Genomic DNA, 16,423 nt, shown 5'->3' with positions numbered 1-16,423 from the left:
GCGTTCGGCGGCGGTGTCCCGTGTGGACACCGCCGCCGCCGTCGGCCGGGCTCAGCCCACGATGTTCTTCCCGGTCTCCAGCACGGACTTGAGGTCGGAAAGCACCCAGGCCCAGCCGCCACCGGCGTTCTCGCCCGGACCGGCGTCGACGTTCTCCATCGCGCCCGACACCAGCGCCGCGTGCCCGGGCGCGCCCGTGACGTCGTGGGTCACGGTCAGTCTGGTCCCGGCGGTCTTGGTTTCCTCGATGTCGTACGTGAGCGTCGTGTAGGGCTCCGCGATGAGGCTCGGGTCCATCAGCAGCTTCCACGTGATCACGAGCTTGCGCGGCGGGTCGGACTCGAGCACCTCGCCGTCCAGCAGGTCACTCGTGAACCCCGCGTCGATGAACTCCTGCGTCGGCTTGGTGCGGTGCTTGCCACCCGTCTTGAGGTCGAACTCGGCCAGCCCGGAGTACCCGTACTTCTGCGTCCACTCCGGCTTGGTGATCGCGTCCCAGATCGCCTGCGGCGTCGCCTTGATGTACACGCGGTTGACCTGCACGGTCTTGGTCTCGGTCATTTCGGTGGCTCCCTCTCCAGATCGCTCTTGAGCTCCATCAGCGCCGACACGTGGCGCTCGGTGTACTTGTCGATCCACCGGTCGTGGATCTCCCGGATCGGCACGGGATTGAGAAAGTGGAGCTTCTCCCGCCCCTCCTTGCGCGTGACGACGAGGCCGGCCTCCTCGAGCAGCTTGAGGTGCTTCATCACCCCGAACCGCGTCATGTCCACTTCGGACTCCAGCTCCGTGAGCGTGCGGCCGTCACGCTCGAACAGCCGGTCCAGCAGACCCCGGCGGGTCGGATCCGCCAGCGCCTTGAACACCAGGTCGTCGTCAGGCACTCGGCAAGAATAGGTGACCAAAAGGTCACATGTCAACCCGCGCTCGAATCAGGGTCTGGCGTTTGTGCTGATCAGCGGGTTCGGCTGCTCGCGGGGGAGACCCCGGTGACCCGCTTGAACGCCGCACTGAACGCGCTCTCCGAGCCGTACCCCCATCGCGCCGCGACGGACGCGACCGTGCGGCCCTCGGCCAGCTCCCGGGTGGCGCCGGAGATCCGCCGGTGCAGCAGGTAGTCCATCGGCGACAACCCCACCAGCGCCTTGAACCGCGCCACCGGAACTTTCGTGTCCAGGATCGCACTCGGCACGATGACGTTCGGCGGCTCGGGCCGGCAGCCCTGGGACGTGATCGGCGGGCTGGACCTCAAGGCGGCCGGCGAACTGGTCGGCATCGCTCTGGGCCAGGGCGTGAACCTCATCGACACGGCCGACATGTACGCCGGCGGCGAGACCGAGGAGCTGCTGGGCAAGATCCTCAAGGGCCGCCGCCGCGACGTAGTGCTCGCCACCAAGGCCTACTCGCGCATGGGCGCGGGCCCCAACGAGGTGGGACTCTCCCGCGTGCACCTGCGTCACGCGATCGAGGACAGCCTCCGCCGCCTCGGCACCGACCACATCGACCTCTACCAGATCCACGCCCACGACCACCTGACGCCACTCGACGAGACCCTGGCCGCCCTCGACGACGCCGTCCGCCAGGGCAAGATCAGCTACGTCGGCACGTCCAACACCTTCGCGTGGCAACTCGCCAGGGCCCTCGGCGTCGCCGACCTGCGCGGCTACCCGCGGTTCGTGTCGCTGCAGGCGTACTACTCGCTCGTCGGCCGTGATCTCGAGCGAGAGCTGCTGCCGCTGGTCAACGAGGAGAAGCTCGGCCTGCTCGTCTACAGCCCGCTGGCCGGCGGCTTCCTCTCCGGCAAGTTCACCCGCGACAGCCACGACGCCTCCGGCCGCCGCGCCAAGGCCGACAACCCGCCGATCGACCGCGAGCGCGGCTACGACATCGTCGACGCGCTGCGCAAGGTCGCCGACCGCCACGACGTCGGCGTCGCCCGCGTCGCGCTGGCCTGGGTGCTCGCGCAACGCGGCGTGACCAGCGTGATCGTCGGCGCCAAGCGGCCCGACCAGCTGCGCGAGAACCTCGCCGCGGTCGACCTGGAGCTCACGGGGCAGGACCTCGCCGAGCTGGACGCCGTCAGCGCGCTGCGGCCGGAGTATCCGGCTTGGGCCCTCGACGGCGCCTATCCGTCGCGCACGCCCTAAAGCAAGGCGCCCAGCGGCAGGATCAACGCGATCGACACCACCGAGATCACCGTCTCCATCACCGACCAGGTCTTCAGCGTCTGGCCCACGGACATCCCGAAGTACTCCTTGACCAGCCAGAACCCGGCGTCGTTCACGTGCGAGAAGAACAGTGAACCGGCGCCGATGGCCAGCACCAGCAGGGCGTTGTGCGTCGGGTCGAGGGTGGCGGCGAGCGGCGCGACGATGCCGGCGGCGGACACCGTGGCGACGGTCGCCGAGCCCGTCGCCAGACGGATCGCCACGGCGACCAGCCAGCCGAGCAGTAGCGGCGACAGGTGGGCGCCGGTGGACAGGTTGGTGATCACGCCGCCGACGCCGGCGTCCACCAGCGTCTGCTTGAAGCCACCGCCCGCGGCCACGATGAGCAGGATGCCTGCGATCGGGGCGAGTGAGTCGCTGATGATCGACGACAGTTTCGCGCGATGCAGGCCCGCCGGGCGGCCCAGCGTGACCATGCCGACGAGGACCGCGAGCAGCAGCGCCACCAGCGGGTCGCCGACGAAGTCGAGCACGCGGCGCACGGCGTTTTCCTTGCCCAGCAGGATGTCCGAGAGCGCCTTCAGCAACATCAGCGCCACCGGCAGCAGGACCGTGGTCAGCGTCGCGCCGAAGCTGGGCCGCTTGTCGACCTCGGTGCTCTCGGACGCGGGCACCAAGCGTTGCGGCGGCGTGGCGTCCGGCACCCACCGCGCCGCGACGCGACCGAACAGCGGGCCCGCGATGACCACCGTCGGGATGCCGACGAGCAGGCCGAGCGCGAGCGTGATGCCCACGTTTGCGCCGAGCGCACCCGCCGCGGCCAGCGGGCCGGGGTGCGGCGGGATCAGCCCGTGGAGCACCGACAGGCCCGCGAGCGCCGGGATTCCCAGCAGCAGCACGGGTTTCCCGCTGCGCTTGGCGACGAGCAGCACCACCGGGATCAGCATCACGAGACCGATCTCGAAGAACATCGGCAGCCCGATCAACGCGGCCACCAGCGCCATCGCCCACGGCAGCCCGGCGCCGTGCACGCGCCCGAGGATCGTGTCCACGATCCGGTCCGCACCACCGGAATCGGCCAGCAGCTTGCCAAGCATCGCGCCGAACGCGATCAGCAACCCGACCGAAGCGACCGTGCTGCCGACGCCGCTTTCGAAGCTCTTCAACAGCTTGTCCACGGGCATACCGGCCACGAGGCCGAGCACGCCGGAGCCGATCGTCAACGCCAGCAGCGGGTGGAGCTTCAGCTTGCTGATCAGCACCACGATCACGGCGATGGCGAGCACCGTCGCCAGGATCAGGCGGGTGTCGTGGCCGGTCCAACCGGCCGCGAGGGTGGTGGTCATGCACGCTCCTGGAACGCGTGAAGCGCCGCCTCGACGAGAGCGGCGGGAGGTTCGGTGATCTCGACGACGTGGCCCGGCTCGTCCGGCTGCAGCGGTTCGAGGTCCGCGAGCTGGGAGTCGAGCAGCGTGACGGGCATGAAGTGGCCCTTGCGGGCCTGCATGCGCTCGGCGAGCACGTCGCGATCGCCGTGGAGGTGGAGGAACCAGACGCTGCCGCCGGCTCTCAGTTCGTCGCGGTAGCGGCGTTTCAGCGCGGACGACGACACGATTCCACCGGACTCCTGGTGCGCCGCGATCCAGTGCGCGATCGCTTGCAACCAGGGCTCGCGGTCGGCGTCCGTCAGCGCGTGGCCGGCGGTCATCTTCTCGATGTTGGCCTTCGGGTGGAAGGTGTCGGCCTCGGCGTACTCCACGCCCAGGCGCTCGGCCAGCGCCTCGCCGACCGTCGTCTTCCCCGAGCCGGACACACCCATCACGACGATGACGGTCATCCGCACCTCCTTGTGTCCGCACGAGTCAAACCCAAAAGTACTACTTATTCAAGAAGAAGTAGTACTTAATCGAATCAGAGCGGTAAGTTGGCCGGATGGGGAGCGATCGGCACGAGGAAGTCCTCGACGTGCTGGGCGCGGCGATCGCCAACGGCGAGCTGGCGCCCGGCGCCGTGCTGCGCTCCGACGAGCTGCAGGAACGCTTCGGCGCCTCACGCACGGTCGCGCGAGAAGTCGTGCGCGTGCTGGAAACGATGGGGCTCACCACGAGCCGCCGCCGCGTCGGCGTGATCGTGAGCGGCCCGGCCGGGTGGAACCACTACGACCCGCGCCTGATCCGCTGGCAGCTCGACGGTTCCGGGCGCGCGACGGCGCTGCGGACGTTGACGGAGCTGCGCTCGGGCGTCGAGCCGTCGGCCGCGCGGTTCGCGGCGCTGCGCGCGACGCCGGAGGACCGCGGCCGGCTGCACGCGCTGGGCCACCGTCTGGAGGAGACGGCGCGGGCGCGCGACCTGACGACGTTCCTCGGCCACGACATCGCGTTCCACGACCTGCTGCTCACCGCGTCGGGAAACCCGATGTTCGCGCAGCTGTCCTCGGTGGTCGCCGAGGTGCTCGCGGGCCGCACCTCCCACGGCCTGATGCCCGAGGAACCGCAGTCCGAAGCCGTCGCGCTGCACGTGGAAGTGGCCGTGGCAGTGGACGCCGGCGACGCCGATCGAGCCGAGCGCGCGATGCGCGACATCGTGGACCAGGCACGGGACGAAATCGCCGCCGCGGTGTCGAGTAATCTCGGCGGGAAGTAACCACACGCACTGAAATCACCGGCGTTTCGCCGGCCGGGCATCGGCCCGGCGGCGACACCGGAAACCACGTTCCCGGGGGGCTACTGGTGAGCGCGGCACGCGCGATCGGCTTGATGCTCGGCTTGGCGGCCGACGGCGTCCTCGGCAACCCCCGGCACCGCCCGCCGGTGACGGCGTTCCGTCGCTTGGCGACGCTGGGCTCCGGCGCCGGGCAGGGCGGGGAATCCGCCGCTGCGCTTCGCGCGGGGGGCGGTGTTGCTGTTGGGATGCCTGGGGAATCCACTGTCACGCTTGCAGCCGGCGCCGAGGCTGTCGGTGCGCCCGCCGGAGAGCTCGCCGCCTCGATGTCCGCCCGCGCCGCCGTCACCGGTTTCGGCCTGGCGGGTGCCGTCGTTGCGGTCGGGCTGGTCGCCGAACGCGCCGCGCGCGACCGTCCTGTGGTGCAGGCCGTGGTCACGGCCGTCACGACCTGGGCCGTCGTCGGCGCCGCCGGCCTAGCGACGCAGGGCACGGAGCTCGCGCGCGACCTCGAAGAGGGCCGCCTCGAACCCGCGCGCGGCACACTGTCCGAACTGGACCCGCGAGTCGCCGACGGGCTCGGCATGATCGCGCTTTCCCGTGCCTCCGTGGAAACTCTGGCCGAGAACACGTCCGAAGTGGTCGTCGCGCCGCTGCTGTGGGGAGCGCTTGCCGGGGTGCCGGGGCTGCTCGCGTCGCGGACCATCAGCGTCCTCGCGCGCGGCTCGGCGGGTCACTGGCTGGTCGCCCGGCTCGACGAGCTCGTCCACCTCGTGCCGACGCGTGCCGCGGCCGCCCTCACTGTGCTGGCCGCTCCCGTCGTCGGCGGCTCCGCGGGCGGCGCGTGGCGGGCTTGGCGGCGGGACACGATCGCCCACCCGAGCCCCAACGCGGGCCGCGTGGAGGCCGCGTTCGCCGGTGCGCTGGAGATCCGTGTCGGTGGGCGCACGGTGTACCCGCAGGGGGTGGTCGAGCTGCCCGTGCTGGGCGTCGGCCGCAACCCGGACGCCGGTCACGTCACGCGCGCGGTGGAGCTGTCGCGTGTCGTCGGCTGGCTGGCGGGCGCGACTTCGGTGACGGTGGCCCTCCTCGTCGGCGCGCGCCGCCGTCGTCGTCGCAAGTGAGTCAGTTGCAAGTGAGTCAGCTGCGCCGCTGAAGGTGCTCCAGCGCGGCCGCGTCCAACGGCCCGCCCCGCGCCGCCAGCTTCCCCGAGATCCGCTCCCGGTCGGCCGGCGTCTTGTTGCCGCCGTACTTGAACTTCGCCTGCACCGACGTCACCGTCAGCTCGATCCCGCGGATCCCCGGCAGCAGCCGCCGGTCGGGGGCGTCGACCGAGGACACCGGGGTGCGGCCGCTGCCCGGCTCGAAGTGCCCGAGCTGCCGGTTGAGCACCTCTGCCTTCTCGGCCGGATCGTCGACGATCCGCACGTCGCAGGCGAGCTGCGCGGTCGCGTAGTACGACGTGGGCACGCCCACCGCCGGATCGTCCGCGGTGTTCCAGTCCGACCGGATGTAGGTGTACTCGCCGATCACCGTCAGCAGGGCCCGCGGGTGCTCCTCCAGCAGCGGCCACACCGGGTTGGGCCGCGCGAGGTGCAGCCACACGGTGGCCTCGCCGTCGAAGGTGAAGTGCGTCGGGACGACCACCGGGACGTCGCGGCCGCGACCACCGGCCACCAGCTGGCCGAAGTCGTGGCTCCTGAGCCACTGCCGCCATTCCGCGTCGTCTCCGGCGTCCCAAGGGTGGATCAGCATGACACCGAGTATCGCCCCACGAAGTGGCCCCGAAACAGGGCCAGTTTAAGGCTGGAACAGGTGACCACTTGGCAACCGCTTTGGCTACGCCGAGGGGGTGAACTCTTCCTCGTCCTCGGCCAGCATCTCCGCCACGGACTTTCGGCGCGTGCGCTCCGGCTTCTCCGTCGTCAGGGCGCCACCGGGCTTGAGCTCCCGGATCGTGAAGTACAGCCAGCCGAAGATCGCCATGCTGCCGAACGCCAGCCACTGCAACGCGTAGGAGAAGAACGGCCCCGAGTCCAGCTGCGGCAGCGGCAGCGCGCCGAGCACGCCGGGCTGGTTCTCGTCGAGCTGGAAGTAGCCGGGCCGGATCTTCAGGCCGGACGAGCGCGCCACCACCTGTGAATCGACGGTGTAGCTCTGCAGCTTCCCCTTCGTCGACGCGTCGGAGAACGCGTCGCGGTGCTTCGGGTCCACCTCGTCGCTGCGCACGCGCGCGACCACGGTCACCTGGCCTCCGGGCGCGACGGCGTAGGGGAGCACGCCGGACTGGTCGTCGAGCCGCACATAACCGCGGTCGATGAGGTAGACGGTCCCGTCGGCCGCGCGCAACGGTGTGAGCACCTCGAACGCGGCCTCACCCTGCACGGTCCGCAACCGCGCCACGACCTCCGCCGACGGCAGGTACGTGCCCGTGATCGACACGAGGTGCCATTCCGTCTGCTGGTCGGGCGTCGCGTCGGCCGGCATCAGCTGGGCGGCGGGCGCCGGCTGGGCCGTGAACGACGCGGTGAGCGCGTTGTTCTGGGCCTCCTGCTCGGCGTCGCGCCGGAACTGCCAGGGCGCGAGAAGGGTGTAGCAGCAGACGGCGAAGGTGAACACCACCACCGTCAGTGCCAGCCAGCCGGGCCGGAGCAGAAACCGCAACCGCACCCCTCCACGGTAGGCCGTCGCCCCCACCGGGTGCGCGGCGACCTCTCCCACCTGTGATTTTCCCCGGGACAAACCGGTCCTAACCGTGCGCGCGCACCCAGTCGAGAAGGGCGGGCATCGCGCGCTCGATCATCGCCAGCACGTCCTCGAAGCCCTCGTCACCGCCGTAATACGGATCCGGCACCTCCGCGCCGACCCTCGCCGACGGGTCGAACTCACGCAGCAGCCGCACCTTCGCCGGATCCTCGACGCGCCCGCGCAGGAAGTCGAGGTGCCCCTCGTCCGCCGCCAGCAGCAGATCGGCCTCCAGGTCTTCGTCATTCACCTCCGACGCGACGTGCTGCGTCGGGTAACCGTGCGCACGGAGTGTCGCCTGCGCCCGCCGGTCCGCGGGCTCCCCCGCGTGCCACGGCCCGGTGCCGGCGCTCGACACCTTCACGACGTCCTCCAGCCCCTCCTCTGCGAGCTTCGCCCGGAACACCAGCTCCGCCATCGGCGAGCGGCAGATGTTGCCTGAACACACGAACACCACAGTCAGCACGGGTTTTCCTTCACTCCTCGGGTGGGTGGCTCGGACACGAGAAAGCCCTCCAGGGTTCTCGGATCGCTGGAGGGCCTTCTCCGGGTTTTTCCGTTACGGATCAGCGTCCGAGCTGCGCCAGGAACGCCGACCAGCCGTCACGCGTGGCCGTCAGGTGCCCGGCCGGCCGGTCCTTCGTGTCGCGGATCCCGACGACGTCGGTCGCCACCGCGACCTCCACGCAATTCGAGGTGTTCTGTGACCGGCTCGACTTCCGCCAGCCGGAGAACTGCTGCTGTTTCATGCCTTCGTCTCCAAGTTGCCGAGGACATCAGCGATGAACGCACGTGTTTCGTCCGGACTCATCGCAATGTCCTGAACTCTATCGGTCGCCAGCCGGTACGCCTCGACGTCGACGGATTCGTGGAAGAACAGGGCTGATCGCCGGTTTTCGATCTGAACCACCGGTGTGCGGTCGACGAATTCCAGAACATCGAACGGACCTTCCAGCGCGGGATGCCAGCCCGCGGACTCCGGGATGGCTCGAAGGGTCACGTTGCTCCAGTGGCTGGCCTCTTCGAGCGCACCCAACTGCTCTGCCATCACGGCCGGGCCGCCGATGTTCCGGCGCAGTGCGGACTCGTCGACCAGCGCGAGCAGCTCGGCCGGGCGTTCACGTCGCATGATCACGTCACGGCGCCCGATGCGCACCGCAACCCGGGTTTCGATCTCCCCGGCGGGAACACCACCGGCGCCGATGATGGCGCGCGCGTAGCCCGAGGTCTGCAGCAGACCGGGGATCAGCAGCGGCGACACGTTCACGATCCGAGTCGCGTCGCGTTCCAGTTCGAGCAGCGCGGCGAGCTGGCGTTGCTGCTCGGGCAGGCCCGAAGCGACCCAATGCCGCCCGTCGGTGTTGCGAGAGAGTTCGACGAGTTCCTCGCGAAGCTCATGGTCGGTGCCGAGCGCGCCGAGAACCGTGGCCACGTCTGTTGGCCGCGGGCTCCGTTCACCCGACTCCCATCGGCCGACCGTGGTGTGTGCGACGCCGATACGGGCCGCGAGCGTTCGCGCGCTGAGCCCAGCGTCCTCTCGAGCCCTGCGGAGTTCGGCGCCGATTGCGCGCGCTCTGGGACTGGTGCCAGCCATGTGCCATAGGAAACCACACGCAGAGTCGCGAACAGTTACCCGATCGGTGCATTGTGCCGAACAGTGTCGCGATACATAGTTTCCCGGCTCCAAACGGCACCGTATGGCACCAGGGCGGCACCGGCTGGAGCGGGAGATCAGATGCGGCGACGGGGAGCGGGGCATGACGGTGAGGATCTCGGGCGAACTATCGCCGGCGATGGTCGAGCGGGGGCTGTACGCGGTGCACTTCTGGGCAGTCGACACCCGCAACCACCGCTACCTGCGATCGCAACTCGAAGACCCCGATCGCGGCACCTTCCAGCCCGGCTGCGTGCTGAACAGCTTCATGATCCCGGCCCGCTGGGCCTTCCGGTCGGAACTGTCATCGGACGAACTCGCCGACGACCGCGACAAGTCCCGCGACTGCCGCGTGTGCTTCCGGGCGAGGCGATGACCGTGGGCTGGTGGATCACCGACGACGGCCACGAAGTCGACACCGACCGCGACACCGGCCAGATCATCGACGACGCCGGCCGGCGCACCGTGGCCGACTTCGCCGCGTGGGCCCTGACCGGCATCGAACAGGGGCGCACCATCGACGACCTCGCCAAGACCGCCCAATGCGGCGACGCCTTGATCCGCCTCGCGATCCTCGTGGCCCGCCGCCGCCGCGCCGCCGGCCACCACACCGCCGAGGCCCGCCGCGCCGACGACGGGCTCGCCGAGGACGCCGCCCGAGACCGCGTCGCCGAGGCCCGACCTGCCGAGGCCCGACCTGCCGAGGCCCGACCTGCCGAGGACCGACCTGCCGAGGACCGACCTGCCGAGGACCGACCTGCCGAGGACCGCGCCGCCGCAGACAGGGTCGCCGAGGGCCCGACCTCCGAGCACCAGCCCGCCGGGGATCGAGCCGCGGAGGACCGAGCCGCCGAGAACGCCACCCACACCTGACCAACCCGACCCAGCTCCCGGCCGCCGCCCTGGTGCCCCGACCTCGGTGCGGCGGCCGGGTTCCAACCTTCGCCGTCCGATGGTGCAGCGACGGTGGAGGGCGGACGCCCCCGGTGACTTCTCGGACGCCGGGGCGTCGCGCCGCCTCGGGGTCCCGGGGCCGCCACCGCCGTCGTGGGAAGATCCCGTGGTGCCTGCCCTAGCCGAGATCCTCGACGTCATCGAACGCCACTACCCGCCGCGCCTCGCGGAGAAGTGGGATGCCGTCGGGCTCGTGTGCGGGGACCCGGCGGAGGAGGTCACGCGGGTGCTGTTCTGCGTCGACCCCGTCGAGGAGACGGTGGCCGAGGCCGAGGACCTGGGCGCGCAGCTGATCGTCGCGCACCACCCGTTGCTGCTGCGCGGGGTGCACGGCGTGCCCGCCGACACGGTCAAGGGCGGCCTCGTGCACCGCCTCATCCGCGGCGGCCGCGCGCTCTACTGCGCGCACACCAACGCCGACTCGGCCGACCCCGGCGTGTCCGACGCGCTCGCGAACGCCATCGGCCTCACCGTCGACCGGCCGCTCGACCCGCAGGAACCCGGTGGCCACACAGGCATCGGGCGGATCGGGCACCTGGCCGAAGCCGAGCCGTTCGCGGTGTTCGTGCAGCGCGTCGCCGAGGCGTTGCCGGCCACGGTGCCGGGCGTGCTGGGCGCGGGGGACCCGGATCGGCCGATCCGCACTGTCGCGGTGTCCGGCGGCGCGGGCGACTCCTACCTCGCGCGCGCCACCGCCGAGGGCGTCGACGCGTACGTGACGGCGGACCTGCGCCACCACCCCGCCGGCGAGCACCTCGCCGCCTCGGGGCCCGCGCTGGTCGGGCTCACGCACTGGGCCAGCGAATGGCCCTGGTGCGCGCAGGCCTCGGCCCTTGTCGACGCGGCCTTTGCGGGTAACGTCGACAGTCACGTCTCCACGAGGCGCACCGACCCGTGGACCGTCCGCGCGACCCCCGCTAGCTGACTCCCCGCATGACCACCAATTCCGCCGAGTCAATTCAACAAGGAGCACCGTGAAGGCCGACCCCGCCGTCCAGCGCCAGCTGCTCGAACTCGCGAAGGTGGACGCCGAGCTTTCGCGCACCGCGCACCGCCGGCGCACCCTGCCCGAGCTCGCCGAGATCGACGCGGGCGAGAAGACCGTGCGCGACAAGCGCGACGCGCTGGTGTCCGTGCAGACTGCCGCGTCGGACCTCGACCGCGAGATCGCCCGGCAGGAGAAAGAGGTCGAGTCGGTGCGGGCCCGCGAGGACCGCGACCGCAAGCTGCTGGAGTCGGGCTCCGTCAACGCCAAGCAGATGACCGACATCGAGCACGAGCTGCAGACGCTCGGCCGCCGCCAGAGCGCGCTCGAAGACGACCTGCTGGAGCTCATGGAGCAGCGCGAGGCCCTGGAGCTCGACGCGCAGCGCACCGGCGCCGAGGTCGACAAGGCCGAGGCGGGCGTCGCGGCCGCGATCGAGCGCCGCGACGCGGAGTTCAAGGACCTCGACACCACGCGCGCCCGCCGCGACGAAGACCGCGCGAAGCTGCTGCCGCGCTTCCCGGAGCCGGTGCTCAAGCTGTATACACGCGTGCTGGACCACAAGGGCATCGGCGCGTCCTTGCTGCGCGCTCGCCGCTGCGGCGCCTGCCAGCTGGAGCTGGACCGCAACACCATCGCCGAGATCAAGGCGACGGCCGAGGACACCGTCGTCCAGTGCGAGAACTGCGGGGCGATCCTGGTCCGTACGTTGGAGTCGGGCCTGTGACCGACCGGGTCGTCGTCGAGGCCGACGGGGGGTCCCGGGGCAACCCGGGCCCGGCCGGCTACGGCGCGGTCGTGAAGGACGCCGCCACCGGCGAGGTGCTGGCCGAGCGCCACGAGTTCCTCGGTGTGGTGACCAACAACGTCGCGGAGTACTCGGGGCTCATCGCGGCCCTGACCGCGGCGGCGGAGACCGGCGCGTCCATTGTGGACGTGCGGATGGACTCCAAGCTGGTCGTGGAGCAGATGTCCGGCCGCTGGAAGATCAAGCACGCCGCGCTGCAGCCGCTCGCCGCGCGGGCGCGTGAACTCGCGGACGGGTTCGATCGTGTCACCTACATGTGGATCCCGCGCGCAGAGAACTCCCACGCCGACCACCTCGCCAACGTCGCGATGGACAGCGGCACCGGCAAGGTGACCACCCAGGCCCCGGCGCCGACCAAGCCGCAGGTCAAGACCACCTCCGGCACCGGTGAAGCCGACCGCGTCGCCAAGGCCGGCTGGACCGGCGCGCGTGGCACGCCCACCCGACTGCTGCTCCTGCGCCACGGCCAGACCGAGATGTCGGTCGACCGCCGCTACTCCGGCCGCGGCGATGTGCCGCTCACCGAGCGCGGGCGTGGCCAGGCGGCCGCGGCGGCGAAGCGGCTCGGCGCGTGGCCGGGCCTCGTCTCCGAAGACGGCGAGGCCGCCCCCATCGTCTCCTCGCCCTTGACCAGGACGAAGCAGACCGCCCAGGCCGTGGCCGACGCGCTGGGTACCCGCTTCGTCACGCACCCGGGCCTCATCGAGACCGACTTCGGCGAGTGGGAGGGCCTCACTTTCACCGAGGCCGCCGAACGCGACCCCGAGCTGCACCGCTGCTGGCTGCGCGACTCGTCGTGCGCGCCGCCCGGGGGCGAGAGCTTCGACGCGGTCCACGAGCGCGTCGGCCAGGCCCGCCGCGACCTGATCGAGCAGTACGAGGGGAAGACGATCATCGTCGTCAGCCACGTCACGCCCATCAAGACGCTGCTGCGGATGGGGCTCGACGCGGGCCCGAGCCTGCTGTTCCGGCTGCACCTGGACCTGGCGTCGCTCTCGATCGTGGAGTTCTACCCGGATGGCAACTCCTCCGTGCATCTCGCCAACGACATTTCACACCTGTCCTGACCGCGCGCTGACCGGGGCTGTGCTGATCGTTACCGATCCGACCACAGTCACGGCGGGAACGGTTGCCCGGTACCTTGACGTCCAGTTGCGTGCCCGCCTGCTTCTGGTCGGATCGGTAAAATGTGGGGCGGATCACGCGCAGGGATGACGCGTGAGCGGGCGCCGATCCGGTATTGGCTAGAGTGCTGTGTCGACCGCGGCGCCGCGGCGCGGGTTCCACCCGGGATCCTCATCAGGGGGGCGCAGGCTCGTGCGTTTCTCGGCAAGCTCTGCGAGTAGAAACAGTGACGAGGTAATGACCGCTAGCGCACTCACCGAAGCATCCGAACGCGACCTCCCCGGCGAGGACGCGCCCGTGACCGCCGTCGGCCTGCGCCACGGCTGGATCGCCTCCGTGCTGGCGGTGCTGGCCGGTGTCGCCGCTGTCGCCTGGCACGCCACGCGCTACGGCCACTGGATCGTGGACGACGCGGCCATCACGTTCTCCTACTCGCGCAGCTTGGCCGACGGCCTCGGCCCCGTCCTGCAGCCGGGCGCGCCGCCCGTCGAGGGCTTCTCCGACCCGACGTGGATGGTCCTGCTCGCGCTGGGCAAGCTCGCCGGCCTGTTCGACCACGGCCTCCTGTTCGGCATCCCCGACTACGTGCTGTTCCCGAAGCTGCTCGGCCTGCTGTTCACCGCCGGCATCCTCACGCTCTGCCACGTCGTGGCGCGGCAGATCTTCCCGCGTCACGCGTGGGCGGTCACGCTGGCCGTGGGTCTCACGCTGGCGACCATCCCGTCGTTCGTGATCTGGGTGGTCTCGGGCCTCGAGAACTCGCTGTTCGCGTTCGCGGTGCTCGGCCTCGCGGTGCTGCTGTTCACCGCGGTCCGCAAGGAACGCACGCTCACGTGGAAGGTCGCGGTGGGCGCGGGCGTGATCGTGGCGTTCGCCGCGCTGACGCGTCCGGAAGGCCTGATCTACGCCGGCGCGTACCCGATCGTCCTGCTCTACGGCGTGCGGCGCGAGGGTTTCTGGGTCAGCTTCCGCTACGCCGTGCTGTCCATTGTGGCTTTCGCGGTCCCGTTCGGCGCTTATGTGGCTTGGCGCCACAGCGAGTTCGGCGGCCGGTTCCTCGCCAACCCGTCGGTGGCGAAGAAGCAGGGCTTGCCTGACCTGATGTCGTTGGTCCGGCCCGGAACCCTGATCCTCTACGCCGGTGTCGCCGCCGTGGTCGTGCTCGCGGTGGTCGTGATCTGGGCGCTGCGCAAGGCGCCTTGGCGGCGTCCGCTGGCCGCGTTGATCACGCCCTTCGCGCTCGGCGTGATCGCCTTCGGCGTGATGGTGCCCGACTGGATGGCGCAGTTCCGCTTCGCGACGCCGGTGTGGGTCCTCGGCGTGCTCGCGGGCACGCTGTCGTTCGGCGAGCTGCTGCGCACGGTGAAGGTGCGCTGGCGCGCGGTCGCGTCCGTGGTCGTGGTGGCCGCGGCGATCCCGTCGCTGGTCGGTTTCGTGCAGCAGTCCGACGAGTTCATCAAGAGCCCCACCGTGCCGGCGTGCCTGATCGCCGACCGCTTCGGCCGCGGCTTCAACACCTACGCCGACATGCTGGGCCTGCAACAGGCGTCGCTGCTGCTGCCGGACCTCGGCGGCTCGTCGATGACCAGCCGGCTGCAGCTCGTGGACATGGCGGGCCTGGTCAACGCGCCCATCGCCGACCTCACGCACGACGAGAACATGGCGGGCCTGCGCGACTACGTGTTCGACACGGTCAAGCCCACCTTCATCCACTCGTGGGGCCCGTGGGCCGGCGGCAACGGCATCTCCCTCGACCCGCGCATCGACCGCGACTACTACCCGATCTTCATCTACCCCGGCCCGGGCCTGCGCAACGGCGACTGGGTCCGCAAGGACGCGGTGAAGGATCCGGCGAAGCTCCAGGCCGTCCAGCACTACGCGGCGACCACGATGATGGACGTCGAGGCCTACCGCTTCGGCAACGGCCTCGACGACTGCGGCCCCACGCTGGAGCCGGGGCAGACGATCCCGCCGCGGCCCTAGCCGGGTTCCGTTCGCCCTGATCTGTCACGGCAGGACCAGCCACAACGCGGCGGTCGCCGCGGCGAGGGAGACGGGTGTGGTCAACGCGCCCAGCGCCGTGAACTCCCTCGCGCGCGGCGTGTGCCCGTGGCGGGCCAGCACGCGGCGCCACAGCAGCGTCGCCAAGGAGCCGAGGTAGGTCGCGTTCGGTCCGACGTTCACGCCGATCAGCACGGCCAGCAGCACGCCCGTGTTCGGGTGGTCGCCCAGCACCGACAGCAGGATCAGCGTCGCGGGCAGGTTGTTGACGAGGTTCGCCAGCACGGCCGCGATCGCGGTGGTGAGCAGCAGCTCGGGCAGCCCCGCCGTCGTGGGCAGGAACGCTTTGAGGGCGCCGCCGAGCACGTGTTCGTCGACGGCCTCCACCGTGATGGCCAGGCCGAGCACGAACAGCACCAGCATCGGCGACGCTTCCGTGATCACCTGCCACGGCTTGATCTTGCGTTCGCCCAGCGCCCGCGCGCTGAGCACGAGCGCCGCCAGCGCCGCGACCCAGACGGGCTCGACGTGCACGAGCTCGCCCACGCCGAAGCCGACGAGCATCACGCCGAGCACGACGAGCGCGAACACCGGCGCCTCGCGGTGCTGCGGCTTCTCGGTGCTGCGGGGGCCTTCCAGGTCGCGTTTGAAGAACCTCGCGAACACGGCCAGCTCGATCAGGATCGTGACCAGCCAGGGCAGCGCCATCAGCGCGGTGAACCCGGCGAACGTGAGCCCGGACGCGGCGAAGGCCAGAAGGTTGGTCAGGTTGGAGACGGGCAGCAGCGTCGAGGCCGAGTTGGCGAGGTGGGCGCAGGCGTAGACGTGGGGCTTCGACTCGAGCCTGAGCCCCTCGGCCGTGGCCAGCACGACCGGCGTGAGGAGCACGACGGTCGCGTCGAGGCTCAGCACCGCCGTCACGCCTGCCGCGGCGACGAAGGTGAACACGAGCAGCCGCTTGGGCTCACCCCGGCAGACTTCGGCCAGCCGGCTGCCCAGCCAGGAGAACACACCGTCGATGGCGGCGAGGTGGCTGACGAGCAGGATCGCGGCCAGGAACCCCATCGTCGGCAGGATCTCGACGACCCGCTGCCACGCGGCCGCGGGCGTGGTGAGCCCGATGGCGAGCACCACCGCCGCGACCGGAACCGCGGCGACCGCCTCGGGCAACCCGCGCGGGCGCACCATCGCGAACCCCAGCGTCACGGCCAGGAGCGCGAGGGAGACGACCGCGGCGAGGGGTTCGGGCACGCGAGAACGCTAATCGAGCCCACCCGGCGACCGGTGAGCGGCTGTGAAGGTGCCGCCGAGGCCCGGCTTGC

General features: G+C 70.8%; 20 protein-coding genes. 9 read left to right on the top strand and 11 right to left on the bottom strand.

Annotated elements, in window-relative coordinates; genetic code table 11:
* Positions 1-51: 51 nt before the first annotated feature.
* The 3 genes from AB0H62_RS00305 to AB0H62_RS00295 form a co-directional block, all read right to left on the bottom strand.
* Positions 52-561: an SRPBCC domain-containing protein gene (locus AB0H62_RS00305; RefSeq protein ID WP_360583200.1), complete on the bottom strand. Its 510-nt coding sequence runs from the start codon at positions 559-561 to the stop codon at positions 52-54.
* A complete protein-coding gene (locus AB0H62_RS00300; protein ID WP_354871546.1) occupies positions 558-884 on the bottom strand; it encodes a metalloregulator ArsR/SmtB family transcription factor in 327 nt (108 codons plus the stop codon). Before AB0H62_RS00300 ends, AB0H62_RS00305 begins: the two co-directional genes overlap by 4 nt.
* 71 nt (positions 885-955) lie before the next feature.
* Positions 956-1,159, bottom strand: coding sequence for a helix-turn-helix transcriptional regulator (locus AB0H62_RS00295; RefSeq protein WP_220246494.1), 204 nt, complete (start codon positions 1,157-1,159; stop codon positions 956-958).
* A gap of 10 nt (positions 1,160-1,169) precedes the next feature.
* On the opposite strand from AB0H62_RS00295, the gene AB0H62_RS00290 reads away from it, so the two are divergent.
* On the top strand, positions 1,170-2,147 hold the full coding sequence (locus AB0H62_RS00290; protein WP_360583197.1) for an aldo/keto reductase: 978 nt from the start codon (positions 1,170-1,172) through the stop codon (positions 2,145-2,147).
* On the opposite strand, the gene AB0H62_RS00285 is transcribed toward AB0H62_RS00290, so the two are convergent.
* Positions 2,144-3,514 carry a gluconate:H+ symporter gene (locus AB0H62_RS00285; RefSeq protein ID WP_360583195.1) on the bottom strand — a complete coding sequence of 457 codons (1,371 nt, stop codon included), beginning with the start codon at positions 3,512-3,514 and terminating at the stop codon, positions 2,144-2,146. The genes AB0H62_RS00290 and AB0H62_RS00285 overlap by 4 nt on opposite strands.
* Complete coding sequence (locus AB0H62_RS00280; protein WP_220246497.1) at positions 3,511-4,005, bottom strand: gluconokinase; 495 nt, start codon at positions 4,003-4,005, stop codon at positions 3,511-3,513. Before AB0H62_RS00280 ends, AB0H62_RS00285 begins: the two co-directional genes overlap by 4 nt.
* 95 nt (positions 4,006-4,100) lie before the next feature.
* Between AB0H62_RS00280 and AB0H62_RS00275 the strand changes: the two genes are divergently transcribed.
* Both AB0H62_RS00275 and AB0H62_RS00270 read left to right on the top strand, forming a co-directional pair.
* Positions 4,101-4,811, top strand: coding sequence for an FCD domain-containing protein (locus tag AB0H62_RS00275; protein WP_360583193.1), 711 nt, complete (start codon positions 4,101-4,103; stop codon positions 4,809-4,811).
* Between the two features lie 86 nt (positions 4,812-4,897).
* The gene (locus AB0H62_RS00270) at positions 4,898-5,953 is read left to right on the top strand and encodes a cobalamin biosynthesis protein (protein ID WP_360583191.1); all 1,056 of its coding nucleotides are present in this window, start codon (positions 4,898-4,900) and stop codon (positions 5,951-5,953) included.
* Positions 5,954-5,969: 16 nt separating this feature from the next.
* On the opposite strand, the gene AB0H62_RS00265 is transcribed toward AB0H62_RS00270, so the two are convergent.
* The 5 genes from AB0H62_RS00265 to AB0H62_RS00245 form a co-directional block, all read right to left on the bottom strand.
* On the bottom strand, positions 5,970-6,584 hold the full coding sequence (locus AB0H62_RS00265; RefSeq protein ID WP_360583189.1) for an FMN-binding negative transcriptional regulator: 615 nt from the start codon (positions 6,582-6,584) through the stop codon (positions 5,970-5,972).
* An 84-nt stretch (positions 6,585-6,668) separates the two neighbouring features.
* A complete protein-coding gene (locus AB0H62_RS00260) occupies positions 6,669-7,499 on the bottom strand; it encodes an SURF1 family cytochrome oxidase biogenesis protein (protein WP_220246500.1) in 831 nt (276 codons plus the stop codon).
* A 79-nt stretch (positions 7,500-7,578) separates the two neighbouring features.
* A complete protein-coding gene (locus tag AB0H62_RS00255) occupies positions 7,579-8,040 on the bottom strand; it encodes a low molecular weight protein-tyrosine-phosphatase (RefSeq protein ID WP_220246501.1) in 462 nt (153 codons plus the stop codon).
* Positions 8,041-8,140: 100 nt separating this feature from the next.
* Positions 8,141-8,323 (bottom strand): DUF397 domain-containing protein, encoded by a 183-nt coding sequence (locus AB0H62_RS00250; RefSeq protein WP_360583186.1) that lies wholly within the window; start codon positions 8,321-8,323, stop codon positions 8,141-8,143.
* The gene (locus AB0H62_RS00245) at positions 8,320-9,168 is read right to left on the bottom strand and encodes a helix-turn-helix transcriptional regulator (protein WP_360583184.1); all 849 of its coding nucleotides are present in this window, start codon (positions 9,166-9,168) and stop codon (positions 8,320-8,322) included. The genes AB0H62_RS00250 and AB0H62_RS00245 overlap by 4 nt, the downstream gene beginning before the upstream one ends.
* Before the next feature lie 163 nt (positions 9,169-9,331).
* Between AB0H62_RS00245 and AB0H62_RS00240 the strand changes: the two genes are divergently transcribed.
* The 6 genes from AB0H62_RS00240 (at position 9,332) to AB0H62_RS00215 (ending at position 15,083) form a co-directional block, all read left to right on the top strand.
* Positions 9,332-9,604, top strand: coding sequence for a hypothetical protein (locus AB0H62_RS00240; RefSeq protein ID WP_220246503.1), 273 nt, complete (start codon positions 9,332-9,334; stop codon positions 9,602-9,604).
* A complete protein-coding gene (locus AB0H62_RS00235) occupies positions 9,601-10,101 on the top strand; it encodes a hypothetical protein (protein WP_360583182.1) in 501 nt (166 codons plus the stop codon). Before AB0H62_RS00240 ends, AB0H62_RS00235 begins: the two co-directional genes overlap by 4 nt.
* Before the next feature lie 190 nt (positions 10,102-10,291).
* Complete coding sequence (locus AB0H62_RS00230; protein WP_360583180.1) at positions 10,292-11,107, top strand: Nif3-like dinuclear metal center hexameric protein; 816 nt, start codon at positions 10,292-10,294, stop codon at positions 11,105-11,107.
* Positions 11,108-11,156: 49 nt separating this feature from the next.
* Positions 11,157-11,894 (top strand): C4-type zinc ribbon domain-containing protein, encoded by a 738-nt coding sequence (locus tag AB0H62_RS00225; protein WP_220246506.1) that lies wholly within the window; start codon positions 11,157-11,159, stop codon positions 11,892-11,894.
* Positions 11,891-13,042 (top strand): bifunctional RNase H/acid phosphatase, encoded by a 1,152-nt coding sequence (locus AB0H62_RS00220; protein WP_220246507.1) that lies wholly within the window; start codon positions 11,891-11,893, stop codon positions 13,040-13,042. The genes AB0H62_RS00225 and AB0H62_RS00220 overlap by 4 nt, the downstream gene beginning before the upstream one ends.
* A gap of 295 nt (positions 13,043-13,337) precedes the next feature.
* The gene (locus AB0H62_RS00215) at positions 13,338-15,083 is read left to right on the top strand and encodes a glycosyltransferase family 39 protein (RefSeq protein WP_220246508.1); all 1,746 of its coding nucleotides are present in this window, start codon (positions 13,338-13,340) and stop codon (positions 15,081-15,083) included.
* Positions 15,084-15,107: 24 nt separating this feature from the next.
* Here AB0H62_RS00215 and AB0H62_RS00210 read toward each other — a convergent pair whose 3' ends face one another.
* Entirely contained in the window at positions 15,108-16,289 is a 1,182-nt protein-coding gene (locus AB0H62_RS00210; protein WP_220247386.1) for an SLC13 family permease, read from the bottom strand.
* Positions 16,290-16,423 lie beyond the last annotated feature (134 nt).

This window comes from Amycolatopsis sp. NPDC050768 (assembly GCF_040654155.1).
GTDB lineage: Bacteria > Actinomycetota > Actinomycetes > Mycobacteriales > Pseudonocardiaceae > Amycolatopsis.
The sequence above is the reverse complement of the archived record's forward strand: the minus strand, read 5'-3'. Positions and strand labels throughout refer to the sequence as shown.

Coding starts and splice junctions, on each gene's coding strand:
- AB0H62_RS00210 (WP_220247386.1), bottom strand. CDS start 16,289: ATGGTGCGCCCGCGCGGGTTGCCCGAGGCGGTCGCCGCGGTTCCGGTC.
- AB0H62_RS00250 (WP_360583186.1), bottom strand. CDS start 8,323: ATGAAACAGCAGCAGTTCTCCGGCTGGCGGAAGTCGAGCCGGTCACAG.
- AB0H62_RS00275 (WP_360583193.1), top strand. CDS start 4,101: ATGGGGAGCGATCGGCACGAGGAAGTCCTCGACGTGCTGGGCGCGGCG.
- AB0H62_RS00285 (WP_360583195.1), bottom strand. CDS start 3,514: ATGACCACCACCCTCGCGGCCGGTTGGACCGGCCACGACACCCGCCTG.
- AB0H62_RS00240 (WP_220246503.1), top strand. CDS start 9,332: ATGACGGTGAGGATCTCGGGCGAACTATCGCCGGCGATGGTCGAGCGG.
- AB0H62_RS00245 (WP_360583184.1), bottom strand. CDS start 9,168: ATGGCTGGCACCAGTCCCAGAGCGCGCGCAATCGGCGCCGAACTCCGC.
- AB0H62_RS00280 (WP_220246497.1), bottom strand. CDS start 4,005: ATGACCGTCATCGTCGTGATGGGTGTGTCCGGCTCGGGGAAGACGACG.
- AB0H62_RS00305 (WP_360583200.1), bottom strand. CDS start 561: ATGACCGAGACCAAGACCGTGCAGGTCAACCGCGTGTACATCAAGGCG.
- AB0H62_RS00215 (WP_220246508.1), top strand. CDS start 13,338: ATGACCGCTAGCGCACTCACCGAAGCATCCGAACGCGACCTCCCCGGC.
- AB0H62_RS00265 (WP_360583189.1), bottom strand. CDS start 6,584: ATGCTGATCCACCCTTGGGACGCCGGAGACGACGCGGAATGGCGGCAG.
- AB0H62_RS00235 (WP_360583182.1), top strand. CDS start 9,601: ATGACCGTGGGCTGGTGGATCACCGACGACGGCCACGAAGTCGACACC.